The organism is Sphingomonas sp. TDK1, assembly GCF_001650735.1.
Taxonomy (GTDB): Bacteria; Pseudomonadota; Alphaproteobacteria; order Sphingomonadales; family Sphingomonadaceae; genus Sphingomonas.
In genome coordinates this window covers 1-24153 of sequence record NZ_LXVY01000023.1, presented here as the reverse complement: position 1 = coordinate 24153, position 24153 = coordinate 1, and the positions used below count along the sequence as shown (strand labels likewise).

Sequence of the window (24153 nt, the reverse complement as noted above, 5' to 3'; positions counted from 1 at the left end):
GAGCAGGAAAAGGACGCGCGCGCTTCGGAACGTCACCGGAGCAGCGTCACCGCTATTCCTGGATCCTCCGCAGACCGCGCGACGCGAAGCGCGATTTCACCCCGCAGCGAATGCCAGCCTTCCCCGCCCTGCCAGATGCGCAGCGTGCGGGCTTCAAGCTCCACCGTCACGCGACGGCTTTCGCCGCGCGCCAGTCGCACCTTGGCGAAGCCGACCAGCGCGCACTCGGGCGCGTCGCGATAGACCTGTACGACCTCGGCACCCGCGCGATCGGAGATATTGGTGACGGTCACCGTCACCGCGTCGTTCACCGCCGACGCATCCGACCATGCGAAGCGCGCATAGCCAAAGCCGCTGCCCAGCGCGTGGCGGGCCGGCGTATCGTTGGCGATCAGCCCTCGATAGCCGAGCTTGGTACCCTCGGCATAGACAAGCCTGCCATCGGCCGCGGGCGTGACGCCATAGCCGCAATAATGCGCCTCGGCGCGGGCGATGGACATTGGCATGCGGCCACCGGGCTCGCGGTCGCCGGCCAGCACGCTTGCCAGCGCCGGCGCGAAACCCTGCCCTGGATACCAAGCGACCAGCAGCGCCGCCGCCTGCCCGCCCCATTCGGCGTCGAAGGCGTGCCCGACATTCACGATCGCAACGGTCCGCGGGTTTGCCCCGCACACCGCTTCGATCAGTCGCAGCTGTTCGGGCGCCAGACGGGTGTCCGGTCGGTCCTTGCTCTCGACGCTGGAATCCGAAGTTTCTCCGATCACCAGGAACACGGCGTCGGCCGATCGCGCGACCTCGACGGCCCGCGCGAGCATCGCCTCCGGGCTGTCCGGCGTTCGGATCCCATACCACAGCCCCTGCACCCGCGCGCCGAGATAGTGGAATTCCACCGTGACCATCACCTCGCGACCGGCCTTCAGCATCACCTCGACGGCGTCGGCATCCCCCGCCTTGAGCACGCCCATCACGTCACCGGCGGCCAGCTCCCGGCCCGCACGCAGCACTTCGCGCCCGTCGATCAGCATCCGCGCCACGCCGGTGCCGCCCAGGTAAAAAAGATGCACGCCGTCCTTGGCGGGCGTGAACCGGCCGGTCGCGCGGATCGAGCCGGGTTCGTTGAACCGCCCCTGGGCATGTACCCCGACGAACCACACCAGCGAATTGGTTGCCCGCGTCTCGCTCGACAGCGGCTCGCCCGAACAATCGGTGCTGGCGAAATAGTCGAGCGTCATGCCACTGGTACAACCGTCACCCAGATCGCGTGCCGGCTGCACCGGCATCGACGGCAGCCGCGGCTGCGGATCGACGCCGGGTTCGTAGACGATCTCGCAGGCATCGCCGTAGCGGGCACGGATCGCCTCGATCGGCGTCGGCGTGTCGGGCGCGACCGCGATCTTGGCGAAGGTGCCGCCCTGATAGCAGGGCGCTGCCGCGTTCGGGCCGATCACCGCGATCCGCTTTACGCGATCGGGCGCGAGGGGCAGAAGTCCGCCCTGGTTGCGCAGCAGCACAAAGCCTTCCGCCGCGGCGTCCTCCAACATCGCCGCGGTCGTCTCTCCCGGGAGCGGCGTGGTCTTGGCGCCGGTAACCCGCCGGGCGGTCGCAGCGACCCTGGCCGCCGCATCGGAAACGCGGTCCATCGAGACCAGCCCCGCGGTCACTGCCGCAGCGATCTTCGGCCCCATGAAGCGCGCCGGCCCCGGCATCTCCAGGTCGAGCCCGGCGGCAATCGTCCCGTCCGTCGAATGCGTGCCGAACCAGTCGCTCATGATCAGATAGGGGAAGCGCCACTCGCCTTTGACGATGTCGGTCAGCACATGGGCCTGCTCGGAGCACCAGGCACCGTTGAGCTTGTTGTAGGCCGCGAGCATGCCCGCGCAGCCGGCACCGGCCGCCATCTCGAAAGGCAGCAGATAGACTTCGCGCAACGTTCGCTCGTCGACCTGGGCGTCGACCGTGTCGCGCGCGGTCTCGCTGTCGTTGCAGACAAGATGCTTCGCGATGGAGCCCGTCCCGGTCGATTGCAGACCCTCGATCCACGCTGCGCCAAGAACACCGGCCAGCAGCGGATCCTCCGAAAAATACTCGAAGGCGCGTCCCGCCAGCGGGCTGCGCGCCAGGTTGAGGTTGGGCGCGAGCAATGCGTCGACGCCGCGCGCTACCGCGTCGCCGCCGACCACCCGCCCCATCGCCCGCGCCGTCTCCCGGTCCCAGCTGGCGCCCAGCGCGGTGGGGCACGGCGTCAGCAGCGAGACATCGCGTTCGTCGACATTGCCGCTCGCCACGCCCATCGGCCCGTCGGCCATGGTGAAGGCCGGGATGCCCGCCTCCGGTACCGCGACACTCTGCCACATCGCCGCGCCGGCGGTCAGCGCACAGCGCTCCTCGAAGCTGGGTTCCCGCATCATAGTGCCTTTTCGCAAGCGACCGGCGCGAGTGCGAACGCCATCAGCTGCTCCGCCTGCACCGCGACCATCTGGGCCACGCCCGGATCGACGATCGTGCCGCCGCCATCGAACGGCTTCTGCTCGATGGAGTTGAGCGCGATGCCGGCCGGCGTAGGCCAGCCGCGCATCGCATGGACGATGCCGCGCAGCGCCGCCAGCGTAACCCCGCCTGCCTGCCAGCCGGCGGCGGAAACGATCAATCCCACCGGCATCCCGTCGAAATAGACCCGTGCGTCCCCCCGCGTATCCTCCAGCAGATCGAGCGCGTTCTTCACCACGCCCGAGACGCCGCCATGATAGCCGGGCGTCGCGATCACCAGCGCATCCGCCGCGCGGACGGCAGCGACCAGCTCGGTCTGTTCGGGGCTTCGCGTCGGCTCCTCCGGGTTGAAGTGCGGCAACTGCGCAAGCGCCGGTCCGCCGAACATGCGCGTCTCCGCCCCCCGTCGCGCGCATTCGGCGAGCACCGCCCGCGCGAGCAGTTCGCTCGAGGAATTGGCGCGCAGCGTGCCGCCGATCCCGACAATCCTGCGGGCCATCGCTCAGCGGCCCTTGAAGGCGGGCATCACCTTGCGCGACAACAGGTCGAGCGTCTGGTTGGCGAAAGCGAGCCGCCGCTCGGTAAGCGGTCCGGTCGTGGTGCCGCACAGGATGTTGCCGATGCCGAGTTCGGCATAGGGCCGCAGATGCTCGATCACCGTCTCCGGCGATCCGTAGAGGCACCAGGTGCCGATCCAGCCTTCGTGCAGCGCGCTGATATTGACGTCCGTCTTCTTGTTGGCGTCTCCGGTTTCGGCGCGGCGATTGAACTCGTTCTCGCGGTCAACCGCGTCCTGATAGCCCTGGAGGATGATCTCCAGTTCCTCTCGCGCCTGCGCGTCGGTCTCGGCGAGGTGGACGCACTGGTAGCTGTGGGTGCTCCAGCTCAGCGCCTCGGCGATCACCGCATCCGAATGCCCCGCTTCGAGCAGCATGCCCTTATAGGTATCGAAATACTTCTTCACATGAGCATAGGGTTCGGTGCCATAGATCTGCGGCGGGGTGAACGCCGGGATGAACGCCGGCCAGCCGTTGACCGCCGCGCGCCGCGCACTGCTTTCCTTCATCGCCACCGGCATCAGCCGGGCGTGCTTCTCCCCATAGGGCGCAGGCGTGATCCGCTGGAGCACACGCCCCTGATGCGGGCCGTTGTCGATCTCGATCGCCGGATCGTCCATCTGCTTCGCCCACAAAGCTTCGGCCAGCGCCAGGTTCTTTTCCGAGATCGCGCCCGCGTCCTTGTAGTTCACGGCGAAGCCGATCATTTCCTCCGGCGTTGTGCCGGATCCGACCCCGACCAGCAACTTGCCCTTCGTCAGATGGTCGAGGATGCTGATCCGCTCGGCAAAGCGCACCGGGTGGTGCAACGGCACCGATACGACCGAAAAGCCGAAATGCAGATCCGGGTGCTTGGCGGCGAGATAACCCGCCAGGATGAAGCTGTCGCTGGCCACCGGCATATAGCCGTTGAAGTGATGGTCCGGCATGAAAATGGCGTCGAAGCCTGCCGCGGCGGCACGGTCGGAGTGATCGATCAGGTCGGTGATCAGGCGGCCATCCTGGTCAGGGCGCGTCGAGCGTGCATTCAAGAAAACTGAAAAGCGCATGGCCACTCTCCCAAAAAATGCCTGGGCGTTTGATTCGGGCCCATGACAATTAGAATTGACGTTCCTATTTTGATAGGGTTTGTCTGCGCGCGATGTCAAGCCAGTCGACCAAGAGGAAACCGCGTTCCCCCCTCGCCGTGGAGCAGGTGGGGCGCGTGCCCCAGCAGGGGCGCAGCAAGGCGTCGTACGAGCGGATGTTCGCAGCCGCGCGGACGTTGATGCTGGAACGGGGGGATGAGGAATTCACGCTTATCGAGGTGAGCCAGCGCGGCAACGTCTCAATCGGTTCGATCTATTTGCGCTTCGAATCCAAGGACAATCTGGTCCGTGCGGTGATCTGCGAGGCGCTGGAAGAGATTGCCTCCTCGGAAGAGGCGATGTTCGAGCGCCTGGCCAATGAAGCGCACGACCTGGGCGAATTCGTGCCGCGCTATGTCCACGAATATGCCGAGGTGCTCCGCGTCAATGCACCGCTGCTGCGATTGGCGATGCGCCGCGCGGCATTCGATCCGCTCATCTCGGCCCCGGGCAAGCAGGTAGCGGACCGCTCGGCGGCCGGTGCCCATCGCGCAATGCTGCGCTTCTCGGACGAGATCGGCGGCGATGCGGCGCTGAAAGCGGATTCGGTCTATCACATCATTTTCGCGGCGCTTGCGCGTGAGCTGAGCCTTGGGTCCACGGCAGAATCGGCCAGAAACTATGACTGGGAATCGCTGAAGCGCGAACTTGCGCGCATGTGCCTGGCCTATCTGCGCGAGCGGTCCTGACCGCCGAAACACCGTACGGGGCCCGCCCCGCCTAGGCTCGGCCCCAAGGAGCGCACCACCGTCATTCGAACGGCCCGCTACCGCTCGCGATACAGCGCGCGCAGGCGTCTGGCTCAGAACTTCGTTCGCAATGTCACCCCATAGCGGGCGGGCTGGTTGTAGGTGACCGTCCGCCCCAGATAGGCCGTCACCCCTGCCCGCGGCGCGGCGTCGATCGACGGTCGGGATGCGCTGCGTGCCGTGCTGCACGGCCTCGGATTCCGGCTCGACTAGCGCGGATCGCTATCCCGCACCAAGGACTTCGTGCGGCGCCAGGCCGCCTTCACCGCCGCATCTGCGTCGCCTTCTCGGCATAGGCTGGCGGCAGTGGCTTGGGCAGCGCCTCGAAGCCGGCGACTCCGACCGTCGGGGCCGACCCGGCGGCGGCGCAGCGGCGGGCAGCGGGAGAACGCAAGCGAACAGTGCAGCGGTGATGTGAAGCCCCCTGCGCGCAACACGCGCGAGATGTGGAGCAACAAGCTCCCATCTCACCAATGGGGTTTTGACGCACAAAAACTGTGCACGCATGCAAGCTCGGCTTTTCGCCAAATCTCCAATCGCCCGCCGTTACCGCCCTTGCACAGGCCTAAAATTGTAGCCTGGGGACCCTCCAGTGCGCTTCAGCAGCCCCAATAATTTCTTCGCTCCAATTCCCATCTATATAAGGGAGATTAGTGGCTGCCGGTCGTCGGCCACAGGAGGATTCCCATGTCGCTCAAGATACTCGACACCTTCCCCGACTTCACCCAGGAATCGACACAGGGTCCGCTCAACTTCTACGATTGGGCAGGCGACAGCTGGGTCGTGCTGTTCTCCCACCCCAAGGATTTCACGCCGGTCTGCACGACCGAGCTGGGCGCGGTCGCGAAGCTGAAGCCTGAGTTCGACAAGCGGAACGTCAAGGCGATCGGCCTGTCGGTCGATGCGGTAGCCCAGCACCTCGCCTGGGCCGGCGACATCGAGCGGACGCAAGGGGCAGCGCTCAACTTCCCGCTGATCGCCGATGTCGACCGCCGCGTGGCGACGCTGCTCGACCTGATCCACCCCAATGCCTCGGACACCAACACGGTGCGCAGCGTGTTCGTGGTGGATCCCGCCAAGCGCGTCCGCCTCACCCTCACCTACCCCGCCTCGACCGGCCGCAACTTCGATGAGCTGCTGCGCACGATCGACAGCCTGCAACTGACCGACGCGCACAAGGTCGCGACCCCGGCCGACTGGCATCAGGGTGACGACGTGATCATTCTACCCTCGCTTGGCGCGGATGAAGCAAAAGCGCTGTTCCCGGCCGGCTGGACCGAGCACACCCCCTATCTGCGCACGGTGCCGCAGCCCGAAGCAGCGGACTGAGCGCGTGGCCCGCTTCGTCCGCCGTGATCCTGCACCCGCCACCCAGCGACCCGTGATCGGCGTGCTCTGCTGCAACGAAGTGGCGGACCGGCCGATCCAGGCGGTGGCCAGCCGCTTCATCGAGCCGCTGTCGCGGATCTCGGGGGCGACGGTGCTGCTGGTTCCCGCCTTGGTGGAAGTGGCCGATGTGGCGGCGCTCACCGGGCGTCTGGACGGGCTGCTGCTCACCGGCTCAAGGTCGGACGTCGAACCGCACCATTATGGCGGGCGGGCCGTGCCGGAATCCCGTGCGGACCCGCAGCGCGACCGGGTTGCCCTTGCCTTGGCCGAGCGGATGATTGAAAGCGGCCGGCCGGTGTTCGGCATCTGTCGCGGGCTGCAGGAGATCAACGTGCTGTTCGGCGGCTCGCTGCGCCGTGATCTGGGCGCAGAGCATCACCGCGCCGGCGACATCCCGTTCGAGGCGCTGTTTGACCAGCGCCACGATGTGACGCTCACACCGGGAGGACTATTAGGCGGCCTCTCGCAAGGGACCCGCATCAGCGTCAATTCGGTCCACCGCGAAGGCATCGACCGACTGGGCGATGGCCTGACGATTGAGGCATTGTCGCCGGAGGACGGCCTGATCGAGGCGATCTCTGCTCGCCCGTGCGGCGCCGATGTGCTGGCCGTGCAATGGCATCCCGAATGGGACGGAGCCCAGGCAGCCGCCGATCGCGCCTTTTTTGAACGAGTCGGCGTAAGCCTTCTTAGCGGATTGGCAGGTGGAAATAGTGTAAGAGCGGGATCCTATCGAGGGCATTAGTTACCGTCGGAGTCGTCAAGGTCGCAGGCCGCTCAGCCTTGCTACAACGCATGCCGGCTTCGCAAAGCCCTAGACACGTCAAGGCGCCACTTCTCGTCGGATAAGCGGCGCCAGCTCTTCCCGTTACAGCGCCAGAGGCGCCCAATTTGAGCGCTGAACGACATCAACGGACGATTGCATCGTGCAGATGCGGGTCGAACGCTTACAAAGTCGGTAAGCTGCCATCCGGCTGCCAAGCACGCAGCCACTTTGCGGATTGGGATGCGGATAAGGGCTGGAATGCAACTACTCCCGTTCTCTTTTCGTATGGCGAGTTGCTGAAGCAGTTCCGTACGAAGGCTGCAGAGCTGCGGGCATCGCTCAATGACGATGCCTCGCGACCGGAAGCTGCGGGGATTCTTTCGGGCCTCATCGAGAGCGTGACGGCTACCCGGACGAGCGGGATGGTCCGCAGGCGGAGGTGGTTGCGAAAGTGAAAGATTTGGTCGCATTCGCTACAAACTACAACGCCGCCCGTGAGGGCGGCGCGTGGCATTCTGTAGCGGCGGTTGCTGGGGCCGCCTCACGATAGTCACAGAGAGGCCTGCAACCCAAATGCATTGTTCTCGCCCCTCTATGCATGGCGGGGAGGCCAAGGATCGCCGCATCGCCCGCGGACGTCCGCCATCCAAAGCCAAGATGGTCCCGATCGCTTAGTGGGTAGCCGCGGAATACCCGATCCAGCGCGTCAGGATGGTCGAGGCCACCGGCAATCAACCGCGCGCCTTATGGACGCGATAGTGCCGGCAAAGCTTCCACCGCTCGCCCAATGTCCGACCGCAATGCCCCCAATTGGCGGAGATTGTCTTGAACATGGACCCCCTCGATCAAGGGGTTGTAATCCCCGGGGCACTCACCCTGGCCGTCAAGCACCGCGAACCAGCTCGCATCGCGGAACAGCTCGTCGCTTGACAAGACGATCCGGCCCGAGTTCCGGAAATGCGCCAGGCGTTCGGTGAGCGTCTGGGGGATCGCCATTGCCTGCCGCTCGCGCCACATCGGCTCCTCCCGCCCTGCCGTCGCATGATAATGGAAGATCAGGAAATCGCGTATATCGAGCATCTCCTGCCCGAAAATCCGGTTGAATTGCCGCGCCAGCAGGGGCGAACAGTCGGCCGCCGGAAACAGCGACAACAGCTTGGCGATGCCGCTCTGGATCAGATGGATGCTGGTCGATTCGAGCGGCTCGAGGAACCCGCTAGACAGGCCGATCGCCACCACATTGGCACGCCATGCCTCGCGCCGCATGCCTGGCGTGAAGCGGATCAGGCGCGGATCGGCGAGCGGCGGTCCCTCCAACGCGGCCAGTAGCGAGGCGCGCGCCGCCGCTTCGTCCTGGAAGCGGCTGGCGAAGACATAGCCATTGCCGACCCGGTGCTGGAGCGGGATACGCCAGCGCCACCCTGCCTCGGCCGCTGTCGCGCGGGTGAACGGGGTGAGGCGGGTTTCCGCGGCACTCGGCGCTGCCCAGGCACAGTCGCAGGGCAGCCAGTGCGACCAGTCGTCATAGCCAACGCCGAGCGTCTCCTCGATCAGCAAGCCGCGCATCCCCGAACAGTCGAGGAAAAGCTCGCCTTCGACGACGCGCCCGTCGTCCAGCGTCAGCGACCGGACGAAACCGCCTTCGCCGTCCTGCTGGACTGAGCCGACCATGCCCTCCATCCGGGTCACGCCCGCCCGCTCGGCCAGCCCGCGCAAGTAGCGTGCATAAAGGCCTGCGTCGAAGTGATAGGCATAGCCCAAGGTTGACAGGAGCGACCGGCGATCGGGCACCGGCCGGGCAAAGCGGCCCGAGCGCGCCGCCTGCGCGGTCAGCGAATAGGCCTCGGTGGGCGCTGTATCGCCGTCGGCACGTCCGCGGATGAGGCGATGAAGAAACATCGTGCCGTCGCCCGGCGGCCCGAACGTGCCGAAGGGGTGGAAATAGCGGCTCCCCTCGCCGTTCCAGCCGACGAACTCGATGCCGAGCTTCACCGTCGCCTTGGTCTCGGCCATAAATTGGCGCTCGTCCAAGCCGATGATCTGGTTGAACCAGTGGATGGTGGGGATGGTCGCCTCGCCCACCCCGATCGTTCCGATGGTGTCGGATTCGACCAGCGTGATCGCGACGCGTTGCCCTGCCAGCGCGCGGGACAGGGCGGCCGCGCTCATCCAGCCCGCCGTTCCGCCACCCAGTATCACGATCCGGCGAATGCGATTGTCGGTCATAGTGCTCCGTCTAGCCACATCTCACGCGTGCCCGCGAGCGTCATCCGCCTGTGCAGGCGATCGCCGGGCCTGCCGGCCGGCGAAGTGCCAGATAAACGGTGCTCCACAGTTGCGCAGCATTGGATTCGTCGACATCCGCCCCCGCCGCACCGAAGGGCACAACCTGGTAATGACCATCGGCATAGCGCCATGACCAGAGTTCGGAACTCTGCACGCTGCGCGTCTTCTCGATTCCGTCCCAAAGGCAGGACTGCGCGCGGGCGATCCGGTGGCGGACCTTGGCCGGCAGGTCCTTGCGATCGAGCTGTCGTGCCAGCCCGGCGGCGACGAGCGCCTGCTGCCAGCTCCAGATCACCGTGCCGTGATAGGCATTAGGCGAGAATTTCCGCTGTATTCCCGCCCCGGCAAAAGCCGGGTTGGCGACCAGCATGCCCGCACCGATGCGCAGCCCGGCCGGGAAGGCATCGATGAGGCTGGCCGTCATGACCTCCAGTGCCTCTGCGGAAGGCTCTTCGAACAGCAGCGCGAAGCCCGGATCGCTGTTCTGCACCGGGATCGGCCGGCCTTGCGCATCCAGCGCAATGGCCGGGAAGCGTACGGGCTGGGCGCCGATCGCCGCCAGCGCGGGCGCGTCCGGCACCCCGACGGTGCGCGCATAGTCGCTGACGGCGCGCCGCGCCTCTGCGGCGGACAGAGTCACGTCGAACAATGGTGGCGCCTTGGCACGCCAGACATCGGCTACCGCCCGGGCTTGTGTGAAGGCAGCCGGATCGCCGGCAGCCAAATAGGGACGGAGCAGCCCACTCGCGTGCAACGCCGCGGCGGAATCGAGCGCCGCAGGAATCAGTACGGCGTTGACGTCATAGGGAAGGCGGCCGCCCGCCAGCCCGTCATTGCTGTCGCGCCACTCGCCCGCGTCCATGCCGGGCTTGAGCGCGACCAGATGCGCGGCCACCGGATCACGCGCAAAGGGCGCCGCCTGTCGCAAGACGAAACGCAGGTTGCGGACAAGCCGCGCCCCCATGGTTTCGCCGCCGATTCGCTGCGCCAGAAAAGCCTGCGCTCGCGCCCTCCCGCGCGGATCGTCGAGCAACCACGCCCGCGCGACCGGCGCCAGCATATAGTCGCTGTCGACCATGTTGTAGTTGTAGACCGGCGCGTCGGACAGGGTGCCGTCGGTCCGTTGATGGTCGAGGATGGCGAACTCGCCGATATCCTCCTCATGCGCGACCTCGCCTTGGGCAGACAGGCGAGTGAGTACCGATTCCAAGCCGGTCTCCACCGCCGCAGGCTGCAGCGCGGGCATCAGCAGGCGGACCGACATCAGCGTGTCGCGCCCGAAATAGGTGTCGAACCGCCACGATCCGGCCAGATATTTCTCGGCATAACTGAGGAAGGTGAGCGCGTTACGCGCACCCGGATCGGCTTGCGCCTTGTCGTTGAGCAGGTCCGTACCGCCGCGCGGGGAGAGCGGCGTCTCGCCCGTCACCGCCGTCACGGCCAGGCGGATCCTCCCGTCCCGGCCGGCGAGAATGGCACCGCCCGCGACGCGGCCACCGATGACGTTTATCGCAAGATCATAGCCAGCCGCGCCGTCGAGCCGAGCGCGCGACCACCGGATGCCATCGCCCGTCAGCCGCGGTGCGGTCAGCACCGAGGCGGGCGCCTTGCCCAGCGCCTGGTAATCGCGGATGACTCGGATGCTCGACAGCACCGCCTGGTGCGGGACAAGGCGTTCGGCGTCGATCGTCGCGACGAAGCGGACGCCGTGGAGCGGCCGTCCCTTGGCGTCGCGCTGGGTGATCGGTCGGGGCGCGCCTTCGATACGCCATTCGGCATCTTTCGCGAGCGGCTCGAACCACAGCGCCGTGCCGCTGTTGCCCGCCGGAAAGGCGACGAGCAGCCGGGGCTGCCGGCCCGATCGCAGCACGACATGTGCCGCGACCGGACCCGAACGCGTGAAGCTGTTGAGGTTCAGCCCTTCGCGCACCGCATATTGCTCGACCTGCGCGGTACCGGGGGCGGCACCGGTCAACAGCAACGCCGCCGCCAGCCCCAACGACGGCCGCAGCCCCGCCTTCAGCCTCACAGCTTGAGCGTCGCGCTGATCAGCGCGTTGCGCCCGACGATCGCACGGCCGTAAAAATAGCCGTCGACGATCGATTGGGTCTGTCCCTGGCGCGGGTTGCCCTCGGTAAAGCCCTTCACGTCGGTCAGGTTGTCGACACTGACCGACAGGTTCAGGCGCGGCGTGACGTCGAGACTCGCCCCGATCGAGAACACCCCATAATCGGGCAGCGCAATGCCGTTGCCGCTGTCGGCGAAGATCTTGCCGACATATTTGTAGCGGCCATAGATCTCGCCCAGCCCGCCTGGCAGGATGAAGGACGGGGTGACGGTCAGCAGCTTCTTGGGGGTGCGCTCGGGCGTGTTGCCGTCATATTGAGGCTGCGCGACGCCGTCGAAGCGCAGATTGCCGAGCTTTGGCTCCTGGTACACGCCCTGCACGCTCAGGCTGAAGAACTGCACCGGCCGCACCATGGCATCGAGTTGCACGCCATTGGTGGTGTTGTCTGCCAGCGCGTTGCTCGCCTGCGCCGGGTTCGCCGGGTTGACGAACTGGTAGGACTGGTCGCGGAATTCGGTGCGGAAGCCGATGATCGAGGCGTTGAAGGCGGCTGCCTTGAACCGTACGCCGCCCTCATACAGGGTCAGCTCTGTCGGCTTGTGGGTCCCGCCCGTGTCGCCGCCATTGGTCTGGAATCCGCGCGCACCGCGGACATAGAGCGCGACATGGTCGGTGAGCTCGTAATTGACGCCCCCCGTAAACGCCCAGTCGGAATAATTGGCGCTCTGGCGCGTATAGGTGCCGTCGAACGTGCTGCCGACATTGTCGTACAGACCCGGCGTTCCTGCCGGCACCGGCGCGTTGACGAGCGCGGTGTTGCCGATGTTGACCCGCACATGCTGGTGCTCGTAGCGCGCACCGAAATCGACGTGCAGCCGTTCGCCGATGGTGAGTTCGTCATTGAAATAGGCGGAAAGCGAGGTGATCTCGTCGTTGAACAGGCCCTGCCCCCAGTTGCCGTAATTGACCATACCGTTGTTGGTCAGCGATCCGAGCACGCCGCCTGCCGCATTCAGCGCGACCATGTCGTAGACGTTGGAGTCGTTGCGCACGTCATTGAGGACTGTCGCCACCGCCGACTGATCGTTCCGCCGGCGAACATTATAGACCATGCCGCCCACGGTGAGCGAGTTATCGAGGTTGCTGCCGCTCGCGTCCCATTTGACCCCGAAGTCGCTGCCGAAATCCTTCGTCGCGAGCGTCTGGTGGTTGAGGACGGTCTGCTGGAGCAGGCCATTGCCGTTCAGGCCGTTCAGCGCGGTGGTGTTCGATGCCGCGATCACCTGGCCCGTGCGGATGTTGCGCAGCCCATATTGGGCAGCCCCGGGGAAGCGCTGCGCGGCGACCTGGAAGTAGGTCTGCGGCGAGCCCTGGAGCGGAGTCAACCCGGCAAGCGGCGAGAGGGCGGGAGTCAGATAGTTGAGCGCGGGGGTTAGCCCCGCAGTGCCCGACCCGCTGCCGGGAAAAATGCCGTTGAAGTCATAGGAGCCGTCCAGATACCGTGCCCGGGCGAACAGACGCACGCTGGGGCTGACCGGCATTTCCAGGTCGACGCGGTAGGTGGTCGACTTGACGTGGACGCCGTCTGCGGAGCTGAACCGGCGCAGGCTCGTGCCGGTAGCAGGCGCATCGGGGACCAAAAACTCGGTGAAGCCGCGCCCGCCGACATCGTCCCGCTTGAGATCGAGACTGGGCACGCTGCTGATCGTGCCATTGGCGGCCACGCGGAACGGCATGTCGGCGTAATAGGGGAAATGCTTGTCGCCATTCTTGATGGTGAAGCGGAGCAGGCCGCCATTGGAGAATTTCTTCTCCAGCATCGCCTTCACGTCATAGGCGTTGAAGGTGAAAGGCGTGCGCCGCACCCCCTTTTGCGAGGTGACATAGCCGCCGACATTAAACGCCCAGCCATCAGCGATCGGTGCCGAAAAATAGCCGTCGGCACGCAGGTCGCCATAGGTCGCGCCGGTGAAGCGCACCATCGCGGTCGCCTGGTCGTGGTTGGGCTTCATCGAGATGAAGTTGATCGTCGCCCCGGCGCCATTGGGAGCAAGCACGCCCGAGGTGCCGCCCTCGACCGCTTCGAGGCGATTGATGGTGATGTCGTTCTGAAAATAGAAGTCCGCGCCGCCGCCGCCATAGAGGATCGGCATGCCGTCTTCCTCCAGCGTGATGAAAGTCTGACCGCCGCCCCGCAGGCCGCGCACCGAATAGTTGTTGGAGATCGGTCCCGCCGTACCCTCCACGAACACCCCGGGAACCAACTCCAGCGTATCCGCCGTGGAGCGCGGCGCTTTCCGCTGCAAGTCGGCGGCGCCGGCCAGCGTGACGTTGGATGAGGAGTTGAACAGCGTGCGCTTGTCGGAGGTGTTGCCGGTGACGATGATTTCGTTCTCGGGACTCTCCTCAGCCTGCGCCGTTTCCGTAGCAGGAGGACTCGACTGCGGGCCGGCGGCCGTGTCGCGCGGGGCGCTATAGCTGGCATGGCGCGCGGCAACCGGATCGGCCGCGGCGATCACTGCGGTACGGCCGTCGAACGACATCAATCGCAAATGGCTGCGGGCAATCAGCCTGCGCAGCCCTTCCTCGACGCTGAACTGGCCCTTCACTTCCGAAACGGTCTGGCCATTCGTCGCGTCGCCCGGAGCGATGATTTGGATGTTCGCCTGCTGCGCGAACCGAACCAGCCCCGCGGCGGCGGGCTGACGCGGCACGTTGAACTCGCGGATGGTCTGGGCGGCTACGGCAGGCGTCGCAAGGACGGCGGCGATCGCCACCATCGAAACGCTGAAAATCTGGCTCTTGCGCAAGGCACCTCTCCCTGGAATGTCGAACGCGCTTCGTACGGCGCTGATCCAAGGATGCACGGCCCCGCAACTTCCGTCGGCGATGCGAAAATTTTCAGGGCAGGATCCGCATGACGGACCCTTCGCCCGGCCGGTTTATCCGTTCCACGCGCCCCCCGACCATCGCGGCGCTGGAGACGGCAAAGCCGTCCACATCGTCGATGCGGAACCAGCCGACCACGCGCCTGCCGACGAGTGGCGGCGCAACCTCCAGCCGGGTGACGTTGTAGCGGTTGAACTCGGCCGCCGCCTCGCCCAACGTCATGTTGTCCAGCACGATCTTTCGCTCGCGCCAGGCCAGTTGCTGATCGGATGCCTGAGGGCGCATCGCCCGCGTCGCGATTGTCTTGCCGGGCTGCAGTACCGCCCATTCGCCCGCCGCGACACGCCGCGCCGGTTCAACGCTGTCGACCGACCAGATCTTCACTACGCCGGTGGTCACGACGACCTGCGCGGCTTCTCCCTCCCGCCGCACATCAAAGGCGGTACCGACCGCCTGCACGCGATAGGGGCCGCTGGCGACAACGAACGGCCGCGCCTTATTGTGCGCGACCTCGAACCACGCCTCGCCCTTGGTCATCTCGACATGACGCTCGGCGCGGGTGAACGCCACGCGAAGCCTCGTCCCGCTGTTGACGACCGCAACCGATCCGTCGGCCAATTGCATGCTCCGGATCTCACCCACCCGCGTGTCAATCACCTCCCCACGATCGATCCACACGCCGACGCCCCAGGCGACGACCAACACCGCCGCGACCGCGCCAGCGCTGACCTTCCACCAGCGCGGGCGGCGGGGCCGAGCCGGCAATGGTTCTTCCCAGTCGGGCAGCGCATGTCGTTGATCGAGCAGGCTCATCGCCGCCCTGGTCCGCAGCAGCGCGCCGCGATGCCGACGATCCTCCGCCAACCAGGCCGCGAGCTCGGCCTCTTCCGCGTCGCTCAGCCCACGATCGATCGCGGCGGCCCAGCGGCAGGCAATCTCGTCGATCATTGCCGCCCTCCGGTTTCGCGCCGCTTGCCGTGCCCCGCCGTCCGCGCAGCCCGACGCCGGATCGGGAGCTCGGCCTTCTCCTCCTCGCTCAGTTGGTTGAGGATACGGAGCAGGCCACGCGCGACGTCATTCTCGACGGCGATTTCCGGGATGCGCAGCCGCAAGGCGATGTCGCGTTGTGCCATGCCGTCGATCTTGCGGAGCCGAAACACCTGCCGCGCGCGATCGGGCAGCGCGTCGATCAACCGCTCGATCCGGGCGAGCATGTGACGTCCGGCGACGATCTCTTCGGGCGACTGGGCTGGATCGGGGGCGTTGTCCAGTTCGGCAAGGCCGCTGGCGGCGCCGATGCTGACCACGCGCTCGCGCCGGATCTGCTCCAGTACGACGTTGCGCGCGGCGCGAAAGAAATAGCTGCGAGGATCGTCAATATGCTCGAACTGGTCGAGCCCGCTTATCCGGCAATAGGTTTCCTGCACCACGTCATCCACGTCCACCGCCGGAAACGCCGCACGCAACCAGACCCTCAACTGCCGCTCGTGCGGCAGGATGTGGCGACCGACCCATACGACTAGCTGATCTGAACTCACAGGCTTCCCTCAGCCTTGTTAGATGCAGCAACGCCGCAGTTCCGTCGAGCAGCCTGTCGTATTTCGTCTTTGATCGTGCTCCTGTCGTGGAGGCTCAGGGCCCGCACCACCATGAACGGCGTCGGCAAGGACGTCCGCTTGGCCGGTTCGGCCGTCTTGAACGCCTCGGGTCAGAACCGCAGAAGTTACCCACCCGGCATCGCAGGCCGCGCCGCCCGCTTTGTCGCCCGTGGCGTTGCCTTCCGTAAACGATCCCGACCCCGACTATCGACCCAAGCGTCTTGCCCGGTCCCGCCGCGCCGCAGGCCGTGCAGTGGATGGCAGTCCCGCAACGCCCATCTCGCCATGGCCGATCCTTATGCCGCCCAATTCCTAGCGGCCGGGCATGCGGTCCCGGCCGACTTGGCCAGCGAAACACGAAGCTTCTCCTGCAATCGACCGGTGTAGTGTCACCCGATCGCGGCGTTAGCCCATCGCTGCGCACCCTGATTGATCGGCTCCGTTGGGAGGTGGCTCGAACGTGATGGAATGACTGGTTGTGGCGGGAGCCGCCATCCGGAGCCACATCGACGAAAATCGTGGTCTGGCCATCCGCTGCTGCCTCGGTTGCCCATTATAAGCGGCAGCGATTGCGCTCCGCCCTACGCCGGACCCGAAGGAAACTACCCCCATCAAGCCATGTCGACGTAAATCGCGCCCAATGACCGAAAGCGCCTCGTCAAAAATCAAAAGCCGATCTTCGGCTCCCACCTCCCGACACATGACAACTTTATCCGCCCGCGCTAGGATAGCGTCGTGCAGCCGCTACGTCGCCTTGTTGCCAGCCATCGTCTCGTCGCAGGTGCGATCCTCGTGCTTGCGCTCGCGATGAAGCTCGTGCTGCCCGTCGGGTTCATGCCGACCGTGGCGGAAGGGCGGATGGTCGTGCGGATGTGCTCGGGCACCGGACCGATGACGATGGTGATGGCCATCCCCGGTCTCGAACAGGGCAAGCACGATGGCGAGGACCATCGCGAGAAGCACGAACCGCCCTGCGCCTTTTCCGGCCTGTCTGCGCCGTCATTGGCGGCAACTGACCCGATCCTGCTCGCGCTGGCCCTCTTGTTTGTGCTGGCGATGGGCATCCGCGTGCTGGCCGCGCCGGCCATGGCTGCACCGCCCTATCTGCGGCCGCCCCTGCGCGGGCCGCCGGCATTCTGATCGACGCCGCCGCGTGACGGGCTGAACGGGGAAGCTGCGCCTGGGCGCAGACCTCCCGCCGGCCGTCCCGCCTCGTAGCAAGGCCTGACCGGGTGTCGCGCGCATACGCGGCGCCCGCAGGCGTCGAGGACTGCCATCCATGCTTTCGTTTCCTGCTGCACGGGCATTCGCCCGTCGCAACTCCGTCCATGCACGGGCGCCGTTACCGACCGGCTTGCCGCCCTTTATCGGCTGGCTCCGCCGTATCCGACGATCCGCATGGCGTCTGATCGCGCTTTGCCTCGTGCTGCGCGTCGGCGCCGCGTTGATGCCTGATGCCCCGCTGGGGCACGCCGAGACCGCCGCCGCAGCGGAGCAGACGCGATGAGCGCCGCCGCAACGCCGGTGCCGCCGCCGGATCCCTGGGGATCGGTCGAAACGAACGCCTTCGAGATACGGATGGCGGCGCCGCGCTCCGCCCTTTCGTTCGAGGGCAAGCTCCTGCTGGGCGGGGCGACGGTAGCTGCGATCCTCGTCTCGCTGCGATTTCTGCTGCTCGGCGCATGGCCGGTCCTGGCCTTCTCGATACTCGACCTGGGCGGCCTCGCGGTCGCGCTTGTCCTGTTCCGCCGCCGGCCGGTCCCGGAGGAACAGCTGCGTATCCACGGGGACCGGCTGGAGCTGGTCCGGATCGACCATCACGGCCGGCGAACCGAACACGCGCTGCCGGTCTTCTGGACCCGGCTCGAAATCGCCAGCCGCTCCGAGCTCGATTGCGAGCTATGGCTGGTCCTGCGGCGCGAACGATACCGGATCGGGCAGTTCATATCCGCCGCCGATCGCCGCGCCGTCGCGCCCCGGCTCCAGGCCGCCTTGCGGGCGGCCCGCACTTTCTCCTGACGACAAGGAACATACGCCATGAAACGCTTTCTCGCCGGCATCACGCTTGCCATCGCAGCTGCCACCCCCGTGCTCGCCCATGAATTCACGCTGGGCAGCCTCCAGATCGCCCATCCATGGACCCGCCAGACCGCCTCGGGCCAGAGCAATGGCGGCGGCTTCCTCGTCGTCACCAACAAAGGCCGCGCAGACGACCGGCTGGTCGGCGTCGTATCGCCCGCTGCGGCCAAGACCGAGCTGCACAACATGACGATGGAGGGCGGCGTGATGCGCATGCGCCCGGTAACTGGCGGCCTGCCGATCCCCGCCGGCGGCACGCTCACGCTCGCACCGGGCGGCTATCACGTGATGCTGATCGGGCTGAAGGCGCCGCTCGCGCTCGGCACGACGGTGCCGCTGACGCTGCGCTTCCAGAAGGCCGGTGCGATCACCGTCCAGCTCAAGGTGGAGCCGGTCGGCTTCACCGGGGAGGCATCGCATGACCACCACTGATCCGGACGGTACGCCCCGGCCGCGTGACGCCGCGCGGGGCTGGATCGGCTGGGCGATCAGCGGCCTCCTGCTGCTCGCGCTGGCGGGCGGGGCGGCCTATTGGGTCACCCGCCGCGATGCGCCCCCCACCGTCGCCGCCCCGAGCTTCGGCGGCGCCTTCGCGATGACCGACCAGAACGGCAATACGGTCACCGACCGGTCGCTGCGGGGCAAGCCCTATGCGATCTTCTTCGGCTTCACCCGCTGCCCGGACGTCTGTCCGACCTCGCTCAACCGCATGGCGCAGCTGCGCAAGCAGCTTGGGCCTGACGGCATGAAGTTCGCCATCGTCTTCGTCTCGGTCGATCCCGGCCACGACAAGCGCCAGGACATCGGCAACTATCTCACGCTCTTCGGCACGCCGATTATCGGCCTGACCGGCACCGATGCCCAGCTCGCGCAAATCGTGAAGGCGTTCCACGTCTATTACGAGAAGGTGCCCGTGCCGGGCGGCGACTACACCATCGACCATACCGCCGCGATCTACCTGATGGACCGCGAAGGCCGGTTCGTCACCACCATCGATCACCAGGAACCGCAGGACGCCGCGCTGGCGAAGCTCAAGCGCGTGATCGCGTCCTGACGCTCGACCTATCCAGAAAAATAGGGGAACGCTCTCTTGAAGACCATCCTACTCGCCGGCGCATGCCTTGCGATCGCCGGACCGGCGCTGGCGCAGACCGCCCAACCAGCCCCGGTCGAAAGCGATACCCGCTTCACCATCGGTGAGATCGTCGTCACCGCGCCCAGCATGGCCCGCTCGACCGAGAACGTCCTCACCTCGGTCGACGTGCTCGGCGGTGATGTCGCCCAGCGCCAGTCGGTCGACAATGCCTGGGAGCTGTTCGCGCGGCTACCCGGCGTGGTGCTGACCGATTTCAACCAGGGCACGACCTCGGGCCGCTTCTCGATCCGCGGCTTCAACGGCGAGGGCGAGATCAACGCGGTCAAGCTGCTGGTCGACGGCGTGCCGAGCAACGACAATGCCGGCGCGATGACCGCGATCGACATGATATCGCCGCTCGACATCGCCGGAATCGAGCTGGTGCGCGGCACCGCCGATCCACGCTGGGGGCTCAACGCCATCGCCGGCAGTGCCAGCATCGCCACCCGAATCGGCGGCACGTACCTCGACACTCGACTACTCGGCGGATCGTTCGGGACGATGGACGGGCAGCTTTCCGCCGGGCTGGAGCGCGGACGCTTCAGCCAGAATTACATGGTCGGCTACCGCTCGACCACTGGCTACCGCGCGCATGCCGATCTCGAACGCCTGAACCTGGCCGGCAAATGGTTCTTCAATTTCGGCGGCACGCGGATCGGAGCGATCGTCCGCTATTCGGACGCGACCGCGCAGGAGCCCGGTTACCTTACCGATGCAGACGCCTACACCCGTCGGCGCATCTCCTATCCAATTTCCGAAACCGATGGCGGCACGCGGCGGATCGGCCAGTACAGCCTGCATCTCGACAGCGGCCTCAACGATGCACTGGCGCTGAACGCCACCGGCTATGCGAATAGCCTGCGTGACGACCGCTATGTGCGCTATTCGGCGAACGTCGCGCAGCAGCGACGGCTGGCCGACGAGTGGCAATATGGCGGCACGCTGGCGCTGCACTATCACCCGCAGGTCGATTTCCTCTATCGGCTGATGCTGGAAGCCGGCGGCGACGTGCAGGTGCAGGACAACAAGAGCCTGCGCTGGCTGGCCAATCGCCGGACGCTGACCAGCCAGACCCGCGACCAGAAATTCGACCTCACCGTCTATGGCGGCTATCTGCAGGCGGTGATCGAACCGACCGTCTGGCTGAAGCTTACCCCCGCCTGGCGGGTGGACCGGGTGGCGGGCAGCTTCACCAACCGGCTGAACGGTGCGACCGCGCCGATCAACGACTATGGCACGATCAGCCAGCCCAAGATGAGCGTCGCGGTAACCCCCGGCGCGGGCGTGACGCTGTATGGCAATTACGGCCGCAGCTTCCAGATCGGGGCGGGCTCGGGTGCCTATCTGGTGCCGCCACGCACCGCCAATCTCGCCCCCTCGATCAACGAAGGCTATGAGGCGGGCATCAAGCTGGCGCGCGGGCGCTGGCTGGAAGCCCGCGTCGCGCTGTGGCAGCAGACCGCGAGCGGCGAGCTCAAGCGTCGGCTCAACGATCCCTCGGGCGATTTCGACAATCTCGGCAAAACCCGGCGGCGCGGCATCGACGTGCAGGTCGATCTGAAGCCGATCAAGGGCGTCGATCTGTGGGGCAGCTATTCCTACCAGACCGCGCGGGTCGTCACCCCCGATCCGGCGACGCCGTCGCAGGCCGGCAACGATATCGACCATGTTCCCCGCCATGTCTTCTCCGGCGGCATCGACGTAACGCCGACCGAGAAGCTGCGCCTGTCGCTGACCGGCAACGGCCAGTCGAGCTACCAGCTCAATGCCGCCAACAACCAGGGCCGGTTCGGCGACTATGTCGTGCTCAACGCCGAGGTCGCCTACCAGATCGACGCGCATGTCGAGGTTTCGGCCCAGCTCAAGAACCTCGCCAACGACCGCTACGAATATGTCTGGTTCGACGGCACCCAACGGCTGCACGGGCCGGCCGACCCGCGCGCGCTCTACGGCGCGGTACGCTTCCGCTTCTGATGGCGGCGGCGCGCCCTTCGCTGCGCGTGCTGGTGCGGCGGGTCCATCTCTGGCTCGGCCTGACGATCGGCGCACTGTTCGCTGTTGCCGGGCTGACCGGCAGCCTGCTGGTCTTCTATCCGGAGATCGACGCAGCGCTGTCGCCGGCGCTGCGGGCGGTGCCAGCGGGGGCGCGGCCGGCATCCTGGCAGGCCGTGGTCGACACCCTTCACCGCGAGCACCCCGCCCGCACCGGCGCGTGGCGGATCGAAGTGACGGAAGGCGGCGGCGCGATACCGGTGCGCTACTACAAGCCCAAAGAGACGGCGGCGCGCGATTTCGCGCCGCTGCTCGTCTGGATCGACCCGGTCCGGCAGACGACGATCCGCACCGGTTTCTGGGGCGAGACCCTCTTCACCTGGACCTACGATCTCCATTACCGGCTGCTGCTCGACAAGCCCGGCGGGGTAGCGATGGGCATCGCCGGGGGCGTGATGCTGATCCTAGTGGCGAGCGGGCTCTGGGCTTGGTGGCCGCGCAAGGGCGGCTGGCGGCGGAGCCTTCACTTCAAGCGCCGGGCGGCGCCGGTACGGCGGCTCTATGACTGGCACAAGCTGACCGGCGCGGGCACGCTGGTGCTGTTGCTCATCGGTACCGGCACGGGTGTGCTGCTAGACCTGCCGGATCAGGTCCGGCCCCTGCTCCGGCAGATGTCGCCGTTGTTCACGCCCCCTGCCCTGACCGTGGCGCCCACCAGCAACCCGCTGCCGCTCGACACCCTCGTCGCGCGCGCCGAGCATCGCTTTCCCGATGGCCGCCTCGCCTGGATCGAGACGCCCGCGCGGGCGACCGCACCGATCCGGATCAACCTCGCCCGCCCCGGCGAACCGAGCCGGCGCTTCCCGCGGACCAATGTCTGGCTCGATCCCTATAGCGGCCGGATCCTCGCGGTACGCGACGGCTTGGCGGAAAGCAGCGGCGATGTGCTGGTCAACTGGCTGCACCCGCTGCATGGCGGCGAGGCGTTCGGGATGTCTGGGCGACTGCTCGCGCTGGTGGCGGGGCTCGCGCCGACCGCGCTGTTCGTCACCGGCCTGCTGCGCTGGCGGCGCCGGAGGCCGCGCCGCCGCCACGGGTGAGCGTCCAGCGGGGCGATCCCAAGGAAATCTATCTCCCCTTCGCGGGGACGCCCGCTAGCATCCTGCCCGACAGGATAGACCCGCCGCTTGAGAGGAAGAACGATGGCCGATCGCCCGCTGCACCCCGAAACGCTCGCCCTGCACGCCGGCTGGCGCGCCGACCCGAGCACCGGCGCGGTGGTGCCGCCGATCTATCAGACGACCTCCTACCAGTTCCGCGATACCGAGCATGCCGCGAACCTGTTCGCGCTGCGCGAGCTGGGCAACATCTATACCCGGCTCGGCAATCCGACCACCGACGTGCTGGAGCAGCGCATCGCCGCCCTCGAAGGCGGCGCGGCGGCGCTGGCGGTGGCCTCGGGCCAGGCAGCCTCGGCTTATGCGGTGCAGAACCTCGCCCGCGCCGGCGACAACATCGTCAGCGGCACCGACCTGTATGGCGGCACCTGGAACCTGTTCGCCAACACGCTGAAGGACATGGGCATCGAAGTCCGCTTCGTCGATCCCGCTGATCCGGACGCCTTTGTCCGCGCCAGCGACGCGCGTACCCGCGCCTGGTATGTCGAGACGCTGCCCAACCCCAAGCTGATCGTCGCCCCGATCGGCGAGATCGCCGCGCTCGGCCGTCCGCTGGGCATCCCGCTGATCGTCGACAACACCGCCGCGCCGCTGATCGCCCGGCCGTTTGATCACGGCGCCGCGATCGTGGTCTATTCGACGACCAAATATATCGGCGGCCACGGCACCTCGATCGGCGGGATGATCGTCGATGGCGGCAATTTCGACTGGGAAGCTTTTCCCGACCGGCAGCCTTTGCTCAACACGCCCGATCCCAGCTATCACGGCGCGGTGTGGAGCCAGGCGGCCAAGCCCTTGGGACCTATCGCCTATATCCTGCGCGCCCGCACCGTGCTGCTTCGTGATCTGGGGGCGGCGCTGTCGCCGACCAATGCGTTCCATATCCTCCAGGGCCTGGAAACGCTGCCGCTGCGGATGCCCCGCCACTGCGAGAATGCGGCAAAGGTCGTCGCCTTCCTGCAGGCGCGCCCCGAGGTAGCCCGGGTGATCCACCCCTCGGTCCAGACCGGCATCCAGGCCGAACGCGCCACACGCGTGCTGACCGGTGGCCAGGGCGGTCTTGTCGGCTTCGAGCTCGCGGGCGGCAGCGACGCGGGCCGTGCATTCATCAACGCGCTTGAGCTCTTCTACCATGTCGCCAATATCGGCGATGCGCGCAGCCTGGCGATCCATCCGGCCTCTACCACCCATTCGCAACTCTCCGCCGAGGAGCAGGCGGTCACGGGCGTATCCCGAGGCTATGTCCGGCTGTCGATCGGGCTGGAGCATATCGACGACATCCTCGCCGACCTCGTCCGGGCGCTCGACCGGGCGAACGCGGCGCGGTAGCCGGTCTGCGCCGCTAGCGGCTGGAACACATCGGCGGCGTCGCAGCACCCGACGCCGCCGATCGCTTGGGCTCGAACAGCACCACGAAGGCGGTGAACGCGAGCAACAGCGCAATGGTCAGGTGCAGCCCGCGCCGGAACCGGCGCTCGCCTTTCGTCAGCATGCCAAGATCTCGTCTTCCGTCCAGTCTCGCGGTCAGCGGCGCACATGCTGCGCCGGCGACCGTCCGCGACTCTGGATCCGCCGGTACAACGCTCGTTTCATCGAAGCGATACGGCAAACTGTCCCAGCCTTGCGTATCCATTCATGCAAAGACCAAGCAGCGCGGGCGCGTACATATCCTGCGCCTGTATCAACATCCTACTTGCCGGCATCAGCCGGCACAGGAACGATGCAACGCGCCTCCAGTCCCATCCGCTTCATCAGCGTGGCGACATGCAGCCGGCCTACCGCCATGCCCTCCTGCCGGAGCAGGTCGCGCAGCATCCGGCCGCCGGCAAATGGGTGAAGCAGGTGAAGCAGGT

General features: G+C 66.7%; 20 protein-coding genes and 1 pseudogene. 10 read left to right on the top strand and 11 right to left on the bottom strand.

Features of this window, described 5'->3' with window-relative positions; translation table 11 throughout:
* Positions 1–32 precede the first annotated feature (32 nt).
* Genes A7X12_RS12895 through A7X12_RS12885 form a run of 3 tightly spaced genes read right to left on the bottom strand, consistent with a single transcriptional unit; the run spans position 33 to position 4093 of the window.
* Positions 33–2405 (bottom strand): beta-glucosidase, encoded by a 2373-nt coding sequence (locus A7X12_RS12895; RefSeq protein ID WP_064312040.1) that lies wholly within the window; start codon positions 2403–2405, stop codon positions 33–35.
* Positions 2405–2986, bottom strand: a complete 582-nt coding sequence (locus A7X12_RS12890; RefSeq protein ID WP_064312013.1) for an NADPH-dependent FMN reductase — start codon at positions 2984–2986, stop codon at positions 2405–2407. Before A7X12_RS12890 ends, A7X12_RS12895 begins: the two co-directional genes overlap by 1 nt.
* A gap of 3 nt (positions 2987–2989) precedes the next feature.
* Positions 2990–4093: an LLM class flavin-dependent oxidoreductase gene (locus A7X12_RS12885; RefSeq protein ID WP_064312012.1), complete on the bottom strand. Its 1104-nt coding sequence runs from the start codon at positions 4091–4093 to the stop codon at positions 2990–2992.
* Positions 4094–4248: 155 nt separating this feature from the next.
* On the opposite strand from A7X12_RS12885, the gene A7X12_RS12880 reads away from it, so the two are divergent.
* Positions 4249–4860, top strand: a complete 612-nt coding sequence (locus A7X12_RS12880; RefSeq protein WP_232318495.1) for a TetR/AcrR family transcriptional regulator — start codon at positions 4249–4251, stop codon at positions 4858–4860.
* A 322-nt stretch (positions 4861–5182) separates the two neighbouring features.
* On the opposite strand, the gene A7X12_RS26610 is transcribed toward A7X12_RS12880, so the two are convergent.
* Entirely contained in the window at positions 5183–5314 is a 132-nt protein-coding gene (locus A7X12_RS26610) for a hypothetical protein (RefSeq protein WP_269747819.1), read from the bottom strand.
* Between the two features lie 293 nt (positions 5315–5607).
* On the opposite strand from A7X12_RS26610, the gene A7X12_RS12875 reads away from it, so the two are divergent.
* Together A7X12_RS12875 and A7X12_RS12870 are read left to right on the top strand one after the other, a co-directional pair.
* Positions 5608–6249 (top strand): peroxiredoxin, encoded by a 642-nt coding sequence (locus tag A7X12_RS12875; RefSeq protein WP_064312010.1) that lies wholly within the window; start codon positions 5608–5610, stop codon positions 6247–6249.
* Between the two features lie 4 nt (positions 6250–6253).
* Positions 6254–7054: a gamma-glutamyl-gamma-aminobutyrate hydrolase family protein gene (locus tag A7X12_RS12870; protein ID WP_198162025.1), complete on the top strand. Its 801-nt coding sequence runs from the start codon at positions 6254–6256 to the stop codon at positions 7052–7054.
* 765 nt (positions 7055–7819) lie between these two features.
* On the opposite strand, the gene A7X12_RS12865 is transcribed toward A7X12_RS12870, so the two are convergent.
* From A7X12_RS12865 to A7X12_RS12845, 5 genes are all read right to left on the bottom strand, one after another.
* Positions 7820–9301 carry a tryptophan halogenase family protein gene (locus tag A7X12_RS12865; RefSeq protein ID WP_064312009.1) on the bottom strand — a complete coding sequence of 494 codons (1482 nt, stop codon included), beginning with the start codon at positions 9299–9301 and terminating at the stop codon, positions 7820–7822.
* 40 nt (positions 9302–9341) lie between these two features.
* A complete protein-coding gene (locus A7X12_RS12860) occupies positions 9342–11390 on the bottom strand; it encodes a hypothetical protein (protein ID WP_064312008.1) in 2049 nt (682 codons plus the stop codon).
* Positions 11387–14239 (bottom strand): TonB-dependent receptor domain-containing protein, encoded by a 2853-nt coding sequence (locus A7X12_RS12855; RefSeq protein WP_064312007.1) that lies wholly within the window; start codon positions 14237–14239, stop codon positions 11387–11389. Before A7X12_RS12855 ends, A7X12_RS12860 begins: the two co-directional genes overlap by 4 nt.
* 91 nt (positions 14240–14330) lie before the next feature.
* The gene (locus A7X12_RS12850; protein ID WP_064312006.1) at positions 14331–15266 is read right to left on the bottom strand and encodes a FecR family protein; all 936 of its coding nucleotides are present in this window, start codon (positions 15264–15266) and stop codon (positions 14331–14333) included.
* On the bottom strand, positions 15263–15796 hold the full coding sequence (locus tag A7X12_RS12845) for an RNA polymerase sigma factor (RefSeq protein ID WP_064312005.1): 534 nt from the start codon (positions 15794–15796) through the stop codon (positions 15263–15265). The genes A7X12_RS12850 and A7X12_RS12845 overlap by 4 nt, the downstream gene beginning before the upstream one ends.
* 855 nt (positions 15797–16651) lie before the next feature.
* Here A7X12_RS12845 and A7X12_RS12840 point away from each other — a divergent pair.
* From A7X12_RS12840 to A7X12_RS12810, 7 genes are all read left to right on the top strand, one after another.
* Positions 16652–17056, top strand: a complete 405-nt coding sequence (locus tag A7X12_RS12840) for a DUF2946 family protein (RefSeq protein WP_084445414.1) — start codon at positions 16652–16654, stop codon at positions 17054–17056.
* A 363-nt stretch (positions 17057–17419) separates the two neighbouring features.
* Complete coding sequence (locus A7X12_RS12835; protein WP_064312004.1) at positions 17420–17935, top strand: DUF2244 domain-containing protein; 516 nt, start codon at positions 17420–17422, stop codon at positions 17933–17935.
* An 18-nt stretch (positions 17936–17953) separates the two neighbouring features.
* A complete protein-coding gene (locus A7X12_RS12830; protein ID WP_064312003.1) occupies positions 17954–18427 on the top strand; it encodes a copper chaperone PCu(A)C in 474 nt (157 codons plus the stop codon).
* Entirely contained in the window at positions 18414–19049 is a 636-nt protein-coding gene (locus A7X12_RS12825) for an SCO family protein (RefSeq protein ID WP_064312002.1), read from the top strand. Before A7X12_RS12830 ends, A7X12_RS12825 begins: the two co-directional genes overlap by 14 nt.
* A gap of 36 nt (positions 19050–19085) precedes the next feature.
* Positions 19086–21104: a TonB-dependent receptor gene (locus A7X12_RS12820; RefSeq protein ID WP_064312001.1), complete on the top strand. Its 2019-nt coding sequence runs from the start codon at positions 19086–19088 to the stop codon at positions 21102–21104.
* Entirely contained in the window at positions 21104–22222 is a 1119-nt protein-coding gene (locus A7X12_RS12815) for a PepSY-associated TM helix domain-containing protein (RefSeq protein ID WP_198162024.1), read from the top strand. Before A7X12_RS12820 ends, A7X12_RS12815 begins: the two co-directional genes overlap by 1 nt.
* A 102-nt stretch (positions 22223–22324) precedes the next feature.
* Positions 22325–23629 carry an O-acetylhomoserine aminocarboxypropyltransferase/cysteine synthase family protein gene (locus A7X12_RS12810; protein ID WP_064312000.1) on the top strand — a complete coding sequence of 435 codons (1305 nt, stop codon included), beginning with the start codon at positions 22325–22327 and terminating at the stop codon, positions 23627–23629.
* Between the two features lie 13 nt (positions 23630–23642).
* Here the strand turns inward: A7X12_RS12810 and A7X12_RS25555 are convergent, their stop codons facing one another.
* Both A7X12_RS25555 and A7X12_RS25120 read right to left on the bottom strand, forming a co-directional pair.
* Positions 23643–23792, bottom strand: coding sequence for a hypothetical protein (locus A7X12_RS25555; RefSeq protein WP_157105591.1), 150 nt, complete (start codon positions 23790–23792; stop codon positions 23643–23645).
* Between the two features lie 236 nt (positions 23793–24028).
* Positions 24029–24153: pseudogene (locus A7X12_RS25120) on the bottom strand (IS3 family transposase); the annotation flags it as partial.